The organism is Sphingomonas sinipercae, from assembly GCF_011302055.1.
Lineage (GTDB): Bacteria > Pseudomonadota > Alphaproteobacteria > Sphingomonadales > Sphingomonadaceae > Sphingomicrobium > Sphingomicrobium sinipercae.
Genome location: NZ_CP049871.1, coordinates 516,622 through 532,946, shown reverse-complemented (window position 1 = coordinate 532,946; position 16,325 = coordinate 516,622). Strand labels below are relative to the sequence as shown.

Sequence of the window (16,325 nt, the reverse complement as noted above, 5' to 3'; positions counted from 1 at the left end):
CGTTTGGAAGTTAGAAGGCACCGCGCAAGCGGTTGAATTATATTATGAACCACCGCCTGCTGGCCGCTCTTGCGGCCACTGCATTGTCGTCGCCGCTCGCCGCGGCCTCGCCTTCCCAGCTGCCGGACCCGCTGGCCGTCCCCGCCTCCGTAGCGCAGGGGCTGGACTTCGTTTACGTCGATCCGCAGTTGCGCACCGCGGTCCAGCCGCCGCGCATCCAGCCCGCAAACTCGCTGCTCCGCACCGTTTCGTACGACCGGGGCGATATGCAGGAGCAGCGCGCGCCGAACCCGCTGTTCGTGCAGCTCAGCCAGGGCATGCAGCAGTATCAGCGCACCTGGGGCAGCCTTCCCGACGCTTACATTACCACTGGTGCAACCCTTCGCCCCGGCGCGACCGGTGAGCGCGTCGATATGCTGCGCACTCGCCTTGGCCTGCAGCCGGGCGGCGCGTTCGACGCCGCACTTGGCCAGCGTGTTCGCGCTTACCAGGACGTTCACGGCCTGCCCGTCACCGGCACGGCCGACGCGGCCACCATCGACTCGCTCAACCTTGGCGCCGAACATTATCTGCAAAAGCTGGCGGTGAACGTCGAGCGCGCGCGCCGGCTGCCGGCCGCGGGCCAGTTCGGCCGCTATGTCCTGGTCGACTCCGGCTCGGCCGAAGTACACTTGGTCAGCGGCGACCGAATTGCCGATTCCATGCGCGCTATCGTCGGTTCGGCCGAGCACAAGACGCCGATGATGGCGGTCGTCATGCGCAACGCGAAGGTCAATCCGTACTGGAACGTGCCGCCGGAATTGATCCGGACGATGACCGCGAAGAAGGTGCTCGCCCAGGGCGTCTCCTACCTCAAGAACTATCATTACGAAGTCCTGCCCGACTGGACCGGCAAGGGCGCGCCCATCGACCCGTCCACGATCGACTGGAATTCGGTCGCCGCGGGCCAGTCGAAGATCCTCGTCCGGCAAAAGCCGGGGCCGTGGAATTCGATGGGCGAGGTCAAGTTCGAAATGCCGAACCGTTATGGCATTTACCTGCACGACACGCCGGGCAAGGATAAGTTTGCCCAGGCCGACCGCTGGGTCAGCAACGGCTGCGTCCGGCTCCAGGATGCCAAGCGCTTCGCCTCCTGGGTCATGGACGGCGTGCCCGCTGTCGCCGGGCCGGAACAGCAGATCGACCTGCCGCAGCCGGTGCCGGTCTATATGACCTATTTGACCGTGCAGCCGACCGCCGACGGCGTCCGCTTCGGCAAGGACCCGTACGACTTCGATCGCCAGGCCGTGCAGCAGATGTTCAGTCGCCCGGACCGGATGGCGTCTATCTAAGGGTTGGTTACGACGACTTTCCTACATATAACCTATTAGGTTGGCTTTCCTCGACTCGGCTTGAGTGGAGGGAAATATGGAAGGAAACGTATCCGTCGATCGCCTGATCGACGACTTGATCGAACGCGAAGGCGGCTTCGCCAATCATCCGAGCGACCGCGGCGGTGCGACCTGCTGGGGCATCACCGAAGCGGTTGCTCGCGCCCACGGCTACCGAGGCGCGATGCGCGCCCTGCCGCGGGACGAGGCCGCCGCAATCTACCGCCGGCTGTACTGGCTGCGCCCGCGCTTCAACGACATCGCGCAGCGATCCGCGCGGATCGCCGCCGAACTGTTCGACACCGGCGTCAACATGGGGCCGGCCGTCGCCGTCACTTTCCTGCAGCGCGCGCTGACCGCGCTTAACCGCAACCGCCGGGACTATGCCGACCTTACTCCGGACGGCCGGATCGGGCCGGCCACGCTGAATGCGCTCGACGGCTTCATGGCCGCCCGCGGCAGGAGCAGCGGGGAGACGGTCCTGATGCGCGCTTTGGAGGCGCTCCAGGGCGAGCGCTACATCCGACTGGCAGAACGCCGCCCAGCCAATGAGGCGTTCCTTTACGGCTGGCTGATGAACCGTTTAGGTTCGCCTTAAAGTCACGATTTCGCTGCACGACCGCGTGACTTTAGTGACTTTAAGGACAGTATCATGGCAATTCTCGACGCAATCATCGCCCCCGTTTCCAAGCTGCTCGACAAGATCATTCCCGACCCCGAGGCCCGCGACAAAGCAAAGCTTGAACTGCTCAAGCTCGAAGGCGACCAGGAGGCTGCGGCACTCGCTTCGCAAATGCAGGCGATCGTCGTCGAAGCGCAGTCGAACGATCCGTGGACCAGCCGGGCCAGGCCGAGCTTCCTCTACGTGATGTACGCGCTGATCATGTGGGCAATCCCGATGGGGCTGATTTCCTCGGTCAACCCGAAGCTCGCGGCCGACATCGGCACTGGGATGACCGCCTATCTGGGCGGCATCCCCAAGGACCTCTACGCGCTCTTCGCCACCGGCTATCTCGGCTACACGGCTGCCCGAACCTATGGGAAGGTGAAGGGGGTCGAGCGGTAGTCGCCTTGCAGCATCAGGCCGGCGCCCCACATGCAAGCCGATGGAACATCAACGAAAATCCCCGCCCCGTCAGCGTCGGCGAACGGCGGCGCGCTGGGCCTGGGCAGCACCGCTGCTTGGGCTCGCCGCCTGCAGCCCGGCCCGGCTGCTCACCAATTTCGACCGGCTTGCCAGCGGATCGCAAACGCGGCTTGCAGCGGACGGCGTGCCCTATGCGCAGGGCGAGCGCCAAAGGCTCGACATCTGGGCGCCACGCCGGGCATCGGGCGAACCGCTCCCGGTCGTCATCTTCTTCTATGGCGGCGGCTGGAACGAAGGGGCGCGGGGCGATTACGGCTTTGCCGGTGCGGCCTATGCCAGCCAGGGCTTCATCGCGGTGGTGCCTGACTATCGGCTGGTGCCGTCGGTGCGCTTTCCCGCATTCGTCCAGGATGGCGCGCTTGCCGTGAAATGGGTGCGGGACAACATCGACCGCTTCGGTGGCGACCCGGACCGGATCACTTTGGCCGGCCATTCCGCCGGTGCCTATATCGGTGCGATGCTGGCGCTCGACGAGCGCTATTTGCGTGCGGCGGGTGTCGAGCGCGGGACGATCAAGGCCGCGGCGCTCCTTTCGGGTCCTTACGATTTTCTGCCGTTCAACGAACCGCGCGGGCGCAATGCGTTCGGGGCTTGGGCGGATCCGCAGGCGACCCAGCCGATCACTTTCGTCAGCCGGGATGCACCGCCGATGCTGCTCGCCCATGGCAGTGCCGACCGCGTCGTGTCGCCGCGCAACAGCAAGGCGCTGGCTGAGCGGCTGCAACAGGCCGGCGCGCGGGTGACGCTCCGGCTTTACCAGGGGGCCGATCACGTTGACCTTGCGTCCTCCCTTTCCCGGCCGTTCCGCGGGAAGACGCCCGCACTTGCGGAAAGCGCCGCCTTCCTCCGCGAACAGTCTGCGGTTGCGCGGCCGCGCCCGGCATCCCAAATTCCTGCACAATGAAGGAGCGGAATTTGGAAAGCTGGCACGGAACGACGATCCTGGGCGTGAAGAAGGATGGCCGAACGGTCATCGCCGGCGACGGCCAGGTCAGCATGGGCAACACCGTCATCAAGCCCAATGCGCGCAAGGTGCGCCGGCTTGGCGACGGCGGAGTTATCGGCGGGTTCGCCGGCGCCACCGCCGATGCCTTCACCTTGTTCGAGCGGCTGGAGCGCAAGCTTGAGCAGCACCGCGGCCAGCTGATGCGCGCCGCGGTCGAACTCGCGAAGGACTGGCGCACCGACAAATATCTCCGCAATTTGGAAGCGATGATGATTGTCGCCGATGCCGAGACGATGCTGATCCTGACCGGCAACGGCGACGTGCTTGAACCCGAAGGCGGAGTCGCCGCGATCGGCTCCGGCGGCAATTACGCGCTGGCGGCGGCGCGGGCGCTGATGGAGTATGAGCAGGACCCCGAGGCCTTGGCCCGGCGGGCAATGGCTATCGCCGCCGAAGTGTGCGTCTTCACCAACGACCGGCTGACGGTGGAGACGGTCTGAACCGACCGCTGACCCTCGACCGCCGCCTCTTCCTTGCCGGTGGCTCGGCCGCGCTGCTTTCCGCCTGCGCGACGACGCCCCGCCTGGCGACGGGTTGCAGCCCCTTGCCGCCGGTCAAGCTCGACCCCGCCAATGTCATTCGTACCTGGGCCGGGCTTCGGCCCTATCGCGCGTCCGGTTTCGTAGTCCGCCGCGACCCGCTTGGGGACAAGGCGCTCGTCCATAATTACGGCCACGGCGGCGCCGGGATCACGCTGAGCTGGGGCACGTCGACGCTCGCCGCGGCGCTTGGCCTGGCCGGGCACACGGGGCCGGTGGCGGTGATCGGTGCGGGGGTCATGGGCCTGACCACGGCGCGGCTGGTGCAGGAGGCTGGATTTCCAGTCACCATCTACACCGCCGAGACGCCGCCCAAGACGACGTCCAACCTGGCTGGCGGGCAATGGGGGCCGACCGGCCATTATCGGGAAAGCGCCGTCACGCCCGAATGGCGGGCGCAATATAAAGCGGCGCTGGCGATCAGCTGGGACCGCTTCCAGAAGATGGATCCGGTCCGCTTCGGGATCCGCTCGCTGCCCACCTATACCGAGGCGGACCGCGTCGCCCCGCCGGGGCTGGCGCCATATTATCGCGGCTCCCGGCTGCTGGCGCCGCACGAGCACCCCTTCGCCATGGACGCGGTGGCGGTTTACCGCACCATGTACGTCGAAGTCCCGCGCTACCTTGCCGAGCTTGAGGCGGACTATTTGCGGTCCGGCGGCAAGCTGCATGTGCGGCGGTTCGGCACTCCGGCGGACATTGCCGCTTTGCCCGAAGCATTGGTCTTCAATTGCACGGGCCTTGGCGCGCGTGCCTTGTTCGGCGACGAAGAGCTCGGGCCGGTGCGCGGCCAGATCGTCGAGCTCGCGCCGCAGAGCGAGGTGCAATATGCGTACACCTTGCCCAACGGCTACATGTTCCCGCGCGGTGACGGGATCGTCCTTGGCGGCACGTTTGAGCGCGATGTGTGGGATGCGCGGCCCGAACCGGCGACGATCGCCGGCATCCTTCAGGCGCACCGCAGGCTGTTCGCCGCGCTTCGCTGCGCCGCTTGAAGTGGCATCGCCCCGCTCCAATCTAGTTTCCTGACATGAATTATCAGACTCCGATCCCGGGCGAAGACCGGGACCAGCCCCAGGAAGCGGTCACCCAGGCGATGAAAGATAAGCTGACGCCGAAGGCGATCGTTGCCGCGCTGGACGATCACATCATTGGCCAGAACGACGCCAAGAAGGCGGTCGCCGTGGCGCTTCGCAACCGCTGGCGGCGGCAGCAGCTCAGCCCCGAACTGCGCGAGGAAGTCACGCCCAAGAACATCCTGATGATCGGGCCGACAGGGTGCGGAAAGACCGAAATCAGCCGGCGGCTGGCACGCCTTGCCGACGCGCCGTTCGTGAAGGTCGAAGCGACGAAGTTCACCGAAGTCGGCTATGTCGGCCGCGACGTCGAGCAGATCGCCCGCGACCTGGTCGAAGAAGCGGTCCGGCTGGAGCGCGAGCGGCGCCGGACCGCGGTGAAAGCCGCCGCCGAGGAAGCGGCGATGGAACGCTTGCTCGATGCACTGACCGGCAAGGGGTCGAGCACCGCGACGCGCGACAGCTTCAAGCAGCGTTTCTCCGACGGCAGCCTGGCTTCGGCCGAGGTCGAGATCGAGGTGGACGACACGCCGCAGACCCAGTTCGAGATTCCGGGCATGGGCGCGCAAATGTTCGACCTGAAGTCGATCATGGGCAAGGCGATGGGCCAAGCGCCCAAGCAGCGCCGCAAGCTGAAGGTGCCGGAAGCGTTCGCCCGGCTGACCGAGGAAGAAGCGGACAAGCGGGTCGATCCAGACGACATCAACCGGGTCGCGCTAGCCGATGCCGAGGCCAATGGGATCGTCTTCCTGGACGAGATCGACAAGATCGCGGTCAGCGATGTGCGCGGCGGGTCGATCAGCCGCGAAGGCGTTCAGCGCGACCTGCTGCCGCTGATCGAAGGCACCACTGTTGCGACCAAGTACGGCCCGCTGAAGACCGACCATATCCTGTTCATCGCGTCCGGCGCGTTCCACGTCGCCAAGCCCGCCGACTTGCTTCCAGAGCTTCAGGGCCGGTTGCCGATCCGGGTCGAGCTGAAAGCCCTGACGCAGGAGGATTTCGTGCGCATCCTGTCGGCGACGCGGGCCAGCCTGACCGAGCAATATAAGGCGCTGCTCGGGACCGAGGGGGTGAGCATCGAATTCACCGAGGACGGCATTGACGCGCTCGCCCGCATTGCCGCCGACGTCAACGAAGCGGTCGAGAATATCGGCGCCCGGCGACTGCAGACGGTGATGGAAAAGCTGCTTGAGGACGTCAGCTTCGCCGCCGACGAAAATGCCGGGCAGGAGCTGGTGATCGACGCCGGTTTCGTCGCCAGGCAGCTCGACGGCATCGCCAAGAACGCCGACCTTAGCCGCTACGTGCTGTAGCCGCTTTTGCGGTACCGCCACAGCAGCCCCTGCGCGAAAGGCGGCCACAGGCTCGTCTCCACGCCGGCCAGCCGAAGCTTGTCGGCGAGCCAATTGTTGCAGGTGCTGAGCGCGCTCGCCTTGCCGCGTCCGCGATAGAAAGCGTCGGCCGGCCCATACCCCGGATGATCGATGCGCTTGGGCCGGCGGCGTGAGTCCAGGTCGAGGTCGCCCCGCACGGCCGCCCACAATCGGCGATATTCTTCCGGCCGCAAGCGGATTTCCCGCTTAGGATAGCGCGTGTCGGCCACCCATTCGACGTGCATCACGCGCTTGCCGCCGGCAAGCGCCGCCCAGACGGTGCGCGGGCTGATGTCGACCCAGCGCGGGGTGTGAAGGTAGACCCGCTCCTCGCCCATGCCGAACGCGATCCAGCGCGCCTTCGGGTCAGCCGCGGCGAAGTCGCTGCGGGGGAAGAGCGGCCGCCAATCGACCCCGGCCGCCGACGCGGGCATGATCAGGTCGGCGTGGATCCCATTATCGGCGAGATAGACGGTGACGCCTTCGTCGGCTTCGCTCCAGCCCCGGTTGACCGGCACTAGCGACCCGACCAGCGCGGCGAACAGATAAAGCAGCGGGATCGCGGCGATCGCCAGGAGGGGCGCACGCCACCGCATCCGCGCTTTCCTGCCCCGCCCGCGTCGCCTCACCCCACCCGCTCCACTTGCCTTAACCCTGTCGCCTGCCTAGATGCGCCCACGCTGCTGAACAGGCAGTATCGGTCGGGGCGTAGCGCAGCCTGGTAGCGCATCACACTGGGGGTGTGGAGGTCGCAGGTTCGAATCCTGTCGCCCCGACCACCGGGCCAAGGGAAGTCTCAGAGCACCTATGATCACACCGGCTTTTTCGATGACGCTGGCCGCTGCTGCGGGTCCGAGCGGAGGCGCGAGCTTCTTCATTCAGATGGCGCCGCTGCTTTTCATCTTCGTCATTTTTTACGTCCTGATGATCCGCCCGCAGAACCGGCGGATGAAGGAGCACCAGGCCAAGCTCGCCGCCGTCAAGAAAGGCGATGAGGTCGTCACCGGCGGCGGCCTTCGCGGGCGGGTGACCAAGGTTTCCGACGAGGAAGTCGAAGTCGAAATTGCACAGGGCGTCCGCGTCCGCGCGGTCAAGTCGACGATCAGCAACGTGCTGACCCCGTCGACCAAGCCGGCCAACGACTAAGAGCGTCGGCGACCATGCTCGATTTTCCCCGCTGGAAGGTTCTGTCGATCTGGGGCGTGATCTTGCTTGGGCTGTTGCTCGCAATCCCCAGCGTGCTGCCGGCATCGGCATTGCAGAAATATCCGACCTGGCTGCCGAGCGCCCGGATCAGCCTTGGCCTCGACCTTGCCGGCGGCAGCCAGTTGCTGCTGGAAGCCGACGCCGCCGACGCATCGAAGCAGCGCATCCAGGCGCTCGAGGACACCGTCACCACCGAGCTTCGCCGCGACCCGCGGATCGAAGTCGGCGACATTTCAACCAGCGGCGGGCGCCTGTCTTTCGTCGTTCGCAACCCGGCCCAGGTGGATTCGGCGGTCGAGCGGATGCGGACGCTGAGCCGCCCCGTCGGCCTTACCGGAACGCGCGACTGGGATGTTGGCGTCGTTGATCTCAACCGGGTCGTCCTGACCCCGACCGCCGGCGGATCGAAGCAAGCGCTCAAGGACGCGATGACCGTCGCTCGCGATGTCGTGCGTCGCCGCATCGACCCGCAGGGCACCAAGGAAGTCACGGTCATCAACCAGGGCGACCGCCGAATCCTGGTGCAGGTCCCGGGCGTCGAAGACCCGGAGGCGCTCAAGAAGCTGATCGGCCAGACTGCCCGCCTTGAATTCAAGCTGGTCGACCTGGCCGCCGATCCGCAGCAGGTTGCGCAGGGCCGCGCCCCGGCAGGCAGCCAGGTGCTGCCGATGGTCGATGGCGGCGCGATCGCGGTGAAGCGGCGCGTGATGGTTTCCGGCGACCAGCTGGTCAACGCGCAGCAGGGCTTCAACCAGGACGGCCAGGCCGTTGTCGACATCACCTTCAACACGACCGGCGCGCAGCGGTTCGGGCGAGTCACGCGCGAAAATGTCGGCAAGCCGTTCGCCATCATCCTCGACAACAAGGTGCTGTCGGCGCCGAACATCAACGAGCCGATCCTTGGCGGCCGCGCCCAGATCAGCGGCAGCTTCACGGTTGAAAGCGCAAGCGCGCTCGCGGTGTCGCTGGCATCGGGCAAGCTGCCGGTGAAGCTCAATGTCATCGAAGAGCGGACCGTTGGCCCCGACCTTGGCAAGGATTCGATCCGCAAGGGGACGATCGCAAGCATCGCCGCGACGCTTGCGGTGATCATCTTCATGCTCGTCACCTACGGCCGCTTCGGTTTCTATGCGACGGCCGCCCTGATCGTGAACGCGATCCTGATCCTTGCCGGCCTTGCGGTGTTCGGGTCGGCGCTCACCTTGCCCGGTATTGCCGGCTTCGTGCTGACGATCGGCGCCGCGGTCGACGCCAACGTGCTGATCAACGAGCGCATCCGGGAGGAGCAGCGCCGCGGACGCAAGACGCTCGATGCGCTTGAAACCGGCTACAAGGAAGCGTCCACCGCCATCTTCGACGCCAACATCACCAACGTCATCGCCGCGGCGCTGATGTGGTACTTCGGCTCCGGCCCGGTTCGCGGCTTTGCGGTGGTGCTGATGATCGGCATCGTCACGTCGGTGTTCACCGCGGTGAACTTCACCCGCATGCTGGTTGCGCTCTGGGTCCGCCGCAAGCGCCCGCGCACGCTTCACATTTAAGGTCCGCCAACGATGCGCCTGCTCAAGCTCGTCCCCGACAACACCAACATCGATTTCATGCGCTGGCGCAACCTGGCGCTCATTCTGTCGATCATCGCAACCGTCGCCAGCCTCGCCATCGTGGGCGTTCGCGGGCTCAACCTGGGCGTCGATTTCGTCGGCGGGCAGATGATCCGGACCACCTTCCCGACCTCGATCAACGTCGAGAAGCTGCGCAACGACGTCGAGAGCCTGCAACTGGGCGAAGCAAGCATCCAGGAATCGGGCGGGCCGACCAGTTACCAGATCCGCCTGCCAAGGCCCGAAGGTGGGGAAGCGGCAGTCAACCGCGCCGCAAGCCAGGTGCGCACGATGCTTGAGCAGCGCTATCCCGGGGCCCGCGTCGACGCGGTCGAGACCGTGTCCGGCAAGGTCAGCGAGGAGCTTGCGACCGACGGCGCGCTCGCCATCGGCCTGGCCATGATCGGGATCGCGATCTTCATCTGGCTGCGCTTCGAATGGCAGTTCGGGGTCGGCGCGCTGATGACCCTGTTCCACGACGTCGCAATGACGCTCGGCTTCTTTTCGATCACGCAGCTGCAGTTCGACTTGAACGTGGTCGCGGCGATCCTGACCATCGTTGGCTATTCGCTCAACGACACCGTCGTCATTTACGACCGGATCCGCGAGAATTTGCGCAAGTTCCGCAAGATGGCGATCGAACCATTGCTCAATTTGTCGCTGAACGAGACTTTGTCCCGAACGATGGTAACGTCGATCTCCATCCTCCTTGCTCTCGGCGTGCTGATGTTCTTCGGCCCGGAGGTTATCTTCGGCCTCACCATCGCCATTTTCCTCGGCATTTTCGTCGGCACCTATTCTTCCATCTACATTTCCGCGCCGGTGCTGGTGTGGCTGGGCGTAACGCCGGACAGCTTCGTCAAGGCGGATCCGTCGGGGAAGCCTGACCCAACCGTTGCCTGACGCCCGTTCATCAAATTCCAAGGTGCCGCTTGGCATCTCGCCGCTTGGCCATCCGACGGCCCGACGCTAATGAGGTTCCCATGTCGAAATTGAACCGCGCCGCGCTGGCCGTGATCGCCTGCGCAATCCTGCTTCCCGCCGGCGGTTGCGCCCGCAACCAAAGCGCGCGGGACACCGGTTACATCGCGCGCGACGTGAACACCCTCTATTCGCTGGCGAAAAAGCGGCTCGATCAGAAGCGCTACCCCGAAGCCGCCAAGCTGTTCGACGAGGTCGAGCGGCAGCATCCCTATTCGGCATGGGCCCGCCGGGCGCAGCTGATGAGCGCCTTCAGCCACTATATGGCCGAAAATTACACCGATTCGATCCGCTCGGGCCAGCGCTTCCTCAGCATCCACCCGGGCAACAAAGACGCGCCCTACGCGAACTATTTGATCGCGATGAGCTATTATCAGCAGATTCAAGACGTCACCCGCGACGAAGCGACGACGCAGCAGGCGTTGAGCGCGTTCGGCGAATTGATCCGCCGCTATCCTGACAGCCGATATTCGGCCGACGCCCGGCTGAAAATGGACCTGCTCAACGATCACCTCGCCGGCAAGGAGATGGAGGTCGGACGGTTTTACGAGCGGTCGGGCAAGTGGCTTGCCGCAAGCCTTCGCTTCCGCACCGTGGTCGACAAATATCAGACGAGCAGCCACGCGCCCGAAGCGCTGCACCGGCTCGTCGAGACCTATCTGGCGCTTGGCGTTCCGGAGGAAGCTCAAAAGTCCGCGGCTGTCCTTGGCCGCAATTACCCTTCGAGCGAATGGTATCGCCGGTCCTACCAGCTGATCCAGCGCAAGATGCCGCGCGCCGCGCAGCAGGGCTGAACCCAACCGCGGGATGCTCAGGCAACTCGCAATCCGTAATGTGGTGCTGATCGACCAGCTGGAACTTGAGTTCCAGCCTGGGCTTGGAGTGCTGACCGGCGAAACGGGCGCCGGCAAGTCGATCCTCCTCGACGCGCTTGGACTGACGCTGGGCGCGCGCGCCGACAGCGCGCTGGTCCGCCAGGGCGCGGATGGCGCCACCGTCACGGCGGAGATTGCCTTGCCGTCTGGCCATCCTGCGCTTGCGCTGCTCGCCGAGCAGGACATCGAGGTGGCGCCGGGCGAACCGGTCCTGCTTCGGCGCACGGTGAAAAGCGACGGGGGCAGCCGCGCCTTCATCGGGGCGATGCCGGTCGCGGCGGCGACGCTTCGGGACTTTGCCGCGCAGGCGCTGGAGATTCACGGCCAGCACGACGACCGCGGCCTGCTCAACCCGCGCGGACATCGCGCCTTGCTCGACGCCTTCGCCGGCCTCGACACACGCGAAACGGAAGCGGCCTGGGCGAAGGTCGCGGCGACCGAGCAGGCGCTCGCTCAATCGCGGGCCGAGGCGGCCGCCGCCGAGCGCGATCGCGAATATCTTGCCCATGCAGTCGCCGAATTGCAGGCCCTGTCGCCCGAGCCTGGCGAGGAAAGCCGTTTGGCCGAAGATCGCGCGGCGATGCAGGCCGGCGCGAAGGCGGGCGAGTCGCTGTCCGGGATCGACGAGCTGCTCGGCGGTTCCGATGGCGCCTTGTCCCAACTTCGCCAGATTGCGCGGCGGCTGGAGCGGGGCGCGGCCGACCACCCCTTACTCGCCGACGCCCTGGCGGCGCTCGACCGGGCGTTGATCGAAGCCCACGAAGCGGAGGACAAGATCGCTAGGGCGAGCGAGGCGATGGCCTTCGATCCCGCGCGGCTGGACGCGGTGGAGGCGCGGCTGTTTGATATCCGCGGGCTTGCGCGCAAGCACCGCGTCGAGCCCGACGCGCTGGCCGAGCTTGCCGAGCGGATGCAGGGGCAGCTCAACGACATCGAAAAAGGCGCGGGCCGGATCGCCGCGCTCGATGCAGAGCTTGAGCAGGCAAGGCGCGCTTACTTCGCGATTGCCCAGGCGCTTAGCGCTGCGCGGCATTCGGCCGCATCCCGCCTCGACGCCGCGGTGGCGGCCGAGCTTGCGCCGCTCAAGCTCGACTCGGCCCGTTTCCGGAGCGCGATCGCGCAAGCAGAGCCTGGGCCGAGCGGGATCGACCGGGTCGAATTCGAGGTTTCGACCAATCCCGGATCGCCGTTCGGGCCGCTGACCAAGATCGCCAGCGGCGGCGAGCTGTCGCGCTTCATCCTGGCGCTGAAAGTCGCTTTGGCCGAGGCAGGCAGCGCATCGACCATGATTTTCGACGAGATCGACCGCGGCGTCGGCGGCGCGGTCGCCAGCGCGATCGGAGAGCGGCTCGCGCAGCTTGCCGAGCGCTCGCAAGTGCTGGTCGTCACCCATTCCCCGCAAGTCGCGTCTCGCGCCACCGCACACTACCGGATTGAGAAGGCGCACGGCGATGGCGCGACTCGAACGATCGTGCGCCGCCTGTCGAACGATGAACGGCGCGAGGAAATCGCCCGGATGCTTTCCGGCGCCGCGGTCACCGATGAGGCGCGCGCGCAGGCCTCGCGGCTGCTGGAGGCGGGATGAGCAAGCAGACGGCCATCCGCCAGGACTTTGCGGGCGAGACGCTCGAGCATGTGCTCGTCGGCCGCCGGGACGGTTCGCGCCGGCCAACGGTAATACTCTTCCCCACCGTCATGGGGGTGTCGGAACTGGAAATCGGGTTCGCCCGTCAGTTGGTCGAGCTTGGCTTCAATGGGCTGGTCGTCGACATTTACGGGCAACGTTTCCGCCCGGGCGTCGACCGCGACGCGGCCTTCACTGCGATGAACCGGCTCAAGGCCGACCGGGCCGGGCTTCGCGAGCGACTGACCGCCGTGATCGAAACCGCGCGGGGCCTGCCGCAGGTCGATCCCGGATCGGTCGCCGTCGCCGGATATTGCTTCGGCGGCATGTGCGCGCTGGACGTGGCCCGCAGCGGCGCCGACGTGCGCGCCGCCGTGTCCTTTCACGGCCTGTTCGACCCGCCCGGCCTGGCGCCCCAGCCGATTACGGCCAAGGTCGTCGCCTTCCACGGCTGGGACGACCCGCTGGCCCCGCCGGACAAGGTCGTCGCGCTGGCCAAGGAACTGACCGACGCCGGCGCTGACTGGCAAATCCACGCTTACGGCCATGTCGCCCATGGCTTCACCAACCCGACCGCGACCGGCGCGGTCGCCGGCATCCAATATAACGCGCTGGCCGCAGACCGCGCGTGGACCAGCTTCATCAACCTGCTTGAAGAATTGTTCGGGGCCGATGGCTGACGCGTTGAGCGAAGCCGAAGCGGCCAACCGCCTGATGCGCCTGGCGCGCGAAATCGCGCGGCACGACCGGCTCTATCACGACCGCGACGCACCCGAGATCAGCGACGCCGACTATGATGCGCTGGTCCGCGAGAACCGGGAGCTGGAGGCGCGCTTCCCGCAGCTGGTTCGGCCCGATTCTCCCTCAAAGCGGCTCGGCGCGGTGCCGACGAGCGCGCTTGCCAAAGTCACCCACGCCCGGGCGATGCTCAGTCTCGAAAACGCTTTCTCCGCCGGGGAAGTGAGTGATTTTGTCGGCCGTGTGCGGCGCTTCCTCAGCCTCGATCCGGCCGAGCCGGTCACGGTCACCGCCGAGCCCAAGATCGACGGTCTGTCCTGCTCGTTGCGCTACGAGGCTGGCCTACTGGTGCTTGCGGCTACGCGGGGCGACGGCGGCGTCGGCGAAGACGTCACTGCCAACGCGCGCACCATCAAGGACATCCCGCAGCGCATCGCCAATGCGCCCGAATTGATGGAGGTGCGCGGCGAAGTGTACATGTCGAAGGCGGACTTCGAGGCGCTGAACGCGCGCCAGGAAGCAAGCGGCGGCAAGGTCTTCGCCAACCCGCGCAATGCCGCCGCGGGCTCGCTTCGGCAAAAGGACCCGGGCGTGACCGCCGCTCGCCCGTTGCGCTTCTACGCACACGGGTGGGGCGAATTGTCCGAACCCTTGGCCGAAACACAGTTCGAAGCGATGCAGCGGATCGCTGGTTTCGGGCTGCCGATCGCGAACCTGTTCGTGCGGTGCGAGACGGTCGACGCGATGCTCGCCCACTATGCCGCGATCGAGCAGGCTCGGGCCGACTTGCCATTCGATATCGACGGCGTCGTCTACAAGGTCGACCGGCTCGACTGGCAGGATCGGCTTGGCCAGGTGGCGCGGGCGCCGCGCTGGGCGCTGGCACACAAGTTTCCCGCGGAAAAGGCGGAAACGACCCTGGAGGGTATCGACATCCAGGTCGGCCGGACCGGCAAGCTGACCCCCGTCGGACGGCTCAAGCCGGTCGGCGTCGGCGGCGTGATGGTCGCCAACGTCACGCTCCATAATCGCGACGAAATCGCGCGGCTGGGCCTTCGCATCGGCGACCGGGTGCGGATCCAGCGCGCCGGCGACGTCATTCCGCAAGTTGTCGAGAATCTGACGCGGGACGAGCCGCGCGCGGCCTACGTCTTCCCCGACCATTGCCCGCAATGCGGGTCGGAAGCGGTGGCGGAGCAGGGAGAGGTCGACGTGCGCTGCACCGGCGGCCTGGTCTGCCCGGCGCAGCGGTTCGAGCGCCTTCGTCACTTCGTCAGCCGCGGCGCGCTCGACATCGAAGGCCTGGGCGAGAAGAGCATCGCCGAATTCATCGACCTGGGCTGGCTCCATTCGCCCGCCGACATCTTCCGCCTCCACCAGCACCGCGCGGACCTACTTGGCCGCGAAGGCTGGAAGGAAAAGTCGGTCGACAACCTGCTCGCCGCAATCGACGCCAAGCGTTCGCCAGACCCGGCCCGCTTCCTGTTCGGGCTTGGCATCCGGCACGTCGGGATCGTCACCGCCAAGGATTTGCTGAAGTGCTTCGTAACTGTCGAAGCGCTGCGGGCCGCGGCGACGGGGGACAATGCGCCGGCCGAGCTGGCAAGTGTCGAAGGCGTCGGCGCGGTCGTCGCGGAAGCATTGATCGATTTCTTCCACGAACCGCACAACCTGCAAGTCTGGGACGACTTGCTGTCCGAGGTCAGACCGCAAGCCTATGTCAGCGCGGCCAGGCAGACGGAATGGAGCGGCAAGACCATCGTCTTTACCGGCACCCTGGAAACGATGAGCCGCGACGAAGCCAAGGCGCAGGCGGAGCGACTGGGGGCGCGCGCGGCCGGATCGGTGAGCGCGAAAACCGATCTCGTCGTCGCTGGCCCCGGTGCCGGGTCGAAGCTGAAGAAGGCCGAGGAATTGGGCATCCGCGTCGTCAGCGAAGCCGACTGGGCTGAAATCGTGGCCCGGGCCTAGCGCCCGAGCACGAGCACCGGCCACTCGCCGGTGCCGGAATCGATCAAGGCCAGGCCGTTTTCTTCATACGCCCGGGCGACGGCTTCGGCCTGGGAATCAAGCAGGCCGGCGAGGATTAGACGCGCGCCACTGACGAGCGATCCGGCAAAGCCTGGTGCCAGGTCGATTAGCGGGCCGGCGAGGATGTTGGCGATCAGCAAGTCGAACGGCGCGCGGGCGGCGAGCAACGGCGAATCCATCCCGTCGGCGACCGCGAGAAGCAGTTGGCCGGCGTCGTGGCCGACTTGAATGCGGTTGATCCGTGCGTTGTCGCGAGCGACGTCGATCGCGACCGGGTCGATATCCGTGGCGATGCAGCGGGCTTCGGGCCAGAGCGCAAGCGCCGCGAAAGCGAGCAGGCCGGTGCCCGTCCCGATGTCGGCAACGTTTTCGAACCGGCAACCTTTCCTTTCAAGCAAGTCCAGCGCTTCAAGGCAGCCGGCGGTGGTCGCATGTTGGCCGGTCCCGAACGCCAGGCTGGCGTCGATTTCGAACGGGACGGCTCCCGGCGGGATCGAACGGTGCGTCGGCGTATGGACGAAAAAGCGGCCGGCGCGGATCGGCTGGAGACCCGACTGGCTCATCGTTACCCAATCGGTTTCGGCGAGCTGTTCGACCTGCGGTTCCCCGATCCCAAGCCTTTCGAGGATAGCCAATTCTGCAGCAGTCGGGCGGTGGTCGAAATAACCGTGGATCAGCCAGTCGTCGGGCTTCGCCGGGTCCGGCTCGTCAGCGACCAGCACGGGCGGATCATCGAACAGGTCATCCGCCTCGGC

At 66.3% G+C, this 16,325-nt stretch carries 16 protein-coding genes and 1 tRNA gene; 15 read left to right on the top strand and 2 right to left on the bottom strand.

Going from position 1 to position 16,325, the window contains the following annotated elements:
- The first annotated feature begins 44 nt into the window (after positions 1 to 44).
- The 7 genes from G7078_RS02775 to hslU all read left to right on the top strand — a co-directional run bounded on the left by G7078_RS02775 (position 45) and on the right by hslU (position 6,454).
- Positions 45 to 1,331: a L,D-transpeptidase family protein gene (locus G7078_RS02775; RefSeq protein ID WP_166092759.1), complete on the top strand. Its 1,287-nt coding sequence runs from the start codon at positions 45 to 47 to the stop codon at positions 1,329 to 1,331.
- Between the two features lie 76 nt (positions 1,332 to 1,407).
- A complete protein-coding gene (locus tag G7078_RS02770) occupies positions 1,408 to 1,968 on the top strand; it encodes a glycoside hydrolase family 108 protein (protein WP_166092757.1) in 561 nt (186 codons plus the stop codon).
- Between the two features lie 54 nt (positions 1,969 to 2,022).
- The gene (locus tag G7078_RS02765; protein ID WP_166092755.1) at positions 2,023 to 2,436 is read left to right on the top strand and encodes a holin family protein; all 414 of its coding nucleotides are present in this window, start codon (positions 2,023 to 2,025) and stop codon (positions 2,434 to 2,436) included.
- A gap of 40 nt (positions 2,437 to 2,476) precedes the next feature.
- The gene (locus G7078_RS02760) at positions 2,477 to 3,421 is read left to right on the top strand and encodes an alpha/beta hydrolase (protein ID WP_166092752.1); all 945 of its coding nucleotides are present in this window, start codon (positions 2,477 to 2,479) and stop codon (positions 3,419 to 3,421) included.
- Positions 3,418 to 3,963: an ATP-dependent protease subunit HslV gene (hslV, locus tag G7078_RS02755; RefSeq protein ID WP_166092749.1), complete on the top strand. Its 546-nt coding sequence runs from the start codon at positions 3,418 to 3,420 to the stop codon at positions 3,961 to 3,963. Before G7078_RS02760 ends, hslV begins: the two co-directional genes overlap by 4 nt.
- The gene (locus G7078_RS02750; protein ID WP_166092747.1) at positions 3,921 to 5,057 is read left to right on the top strand and encodes an FAD-dependent oxidoreductase; all 1,137 of its coding nucleotides are present in this window, start codon (positions 3,921 to 3,923) and stop codon (positions 5,055 to 5,057) included. The genes hslV and G7078_RS02750 overlap by 43 nt, the downstream gene beginning before the upstream one ends.
- A gap of 101 nt (positions 5,058 to 5,158) precedes the next feature.
- On the top strand, positions 5,159 to 6,454 hold the full coding sequence (hslU, locus tag G7078_RS02745; protein ID WP_166096078.1) for an ATP-dependent protease ATPase subunit HslU: 1,296 nt from the start codon (positions 5,159 to 5,161) through the stop codon (positions 6,452 to 6,454).
- Here the strand turns inward: hslU and G7078_RS02740 are convergent.
- Complete coding sequence (locus G7078_RS02740; protein ID WP_166092745.1) at positions 6,442 to 7,110, bottom strand: TIGR02117 family protein; 669 nt, start codon at positions 7,108 to 7,110, stop codon at positions 6,442 to 6,444. The two genes, hslU and G7078_RS02740, sit on opposite strands and share 13 nt — an antisense overlap.
- A 106-nt stretch (positions 7,111 to 7,216) precedes the next feature.
- Between G7078_RS02740 and G7078_RS02735 the strand changes: the two genes are divergently transcribed.
- From G7078_RS02735 to ligA, 8 genes are all read left to right on the top strand, one after another.
- Positions 7,217 to 7,293, top strand: a tRNA-Pro gene (locus tag G7078_RS02735).
- Positions 7,294 to 7,396: 103 nt separating this feature from the next.
- The gene (yajC, locus tag G7078_RS02730; protein ID WP_166092743.1) at positions 7,397 to 7,660 is read left to right on the top strand and encodes a preprotein translocase subunit YajC; all 264 of its coding nucleotides are present in this window, start codon (positions 7,397 to 7,399) and stop codon (positions 7,658 to 7,660) included.
- A 14-nt stretch (positions 7,661 to 7,674) separates the two neighbouring features.
- Positions 7,675 to 9,261, top strand: coding sequence for a protein translocase subunit SecD (gene secD / locus G7078_RS02725; protein ID WP_166092741.1), 1,587 nt, complete (start codon positions 7,675 to 7,677; stop codon positions 9,259 to 9,261).
- Between the two features lie 12 nt (positions 9,262 to 9,273).
- Positions 9,274 to 10,224, top strand: coding sequence for a protein translocase subunit SecF (gene secF / locus G7078_RS02720; protein WP_166092739.1), 951 nt, complete (start codon positions 9,274 to 9,276; stop codon positions 10,222 to 10,224).
- Positions 10,225 to 10,304: 80 nt separating this feature from the next.
- On the top strand, positions 10,305 to 11,096 hold the full coding sequence (locus G7078_RS02715; protein ID WP_166092736.1) for an outer membrane protein assembly factor BamD: 792 nt from the start codon (positions 10,305 to 10,307) through the stop codon (positions 11,094 to 11,096).
- Positions 11,097 to 11,109: 13 nt separating this feature from the next.
- Entirely contained in the window at positions 11,110 to 12,762 is a 1,653-nt protein-coding gene (gene recN / locus G7078_RS02710; RefSeq protein WP_166092734.1) for a DNA repair protein RecN, read from the top strand.
- On the top strand, positions 12,759 to 13,481 hold the full coding sequence (locus tag G7078_RS02705; RefSeq protein WP_166092732.1) for a dienelactone hydrolase family protein: 723 nt from the start codon (positions 12,759 to 12,761) through the stop codon (positions 13,479 to 13,481). Before recN ends, G7078_RS02705 begins: the two co-directional genes overlap by 4 nt.
- Positions 13,474 to 15,510, top strand: coding sequence for an NAD-dependent DNA ligase LigA (gene ligA, locus G7078_RS02700; RefSeq protein WP_166092730.1), 2,037 nt, complete (start codon positions 13,474 to 13,476; stop codon positions 15,508 to 15,510). Before G7078_RS02705 ends, ligA begins: the two co-directional genes overlap by 8 nt.
- Here the strand turns inward: ligA and G7078_RS02695 are convergent.
- Positions 15,507 to 16,292, bottom strand: a complete 786-nt coding sequence (locus tag G7078_RS02695) for a 50S ribosomal protein L11 methyltransferase (protein WP_246166441.1) — start codon at positions 16,290 to 16,292, stop codon at positions 15,507 to 15,509. The genes ligA and G7078_RS02695 overlap by 4 nt on opposite strands.
- Positions 16,293 to 16,325: the final 33 nt, after the last annotated feature.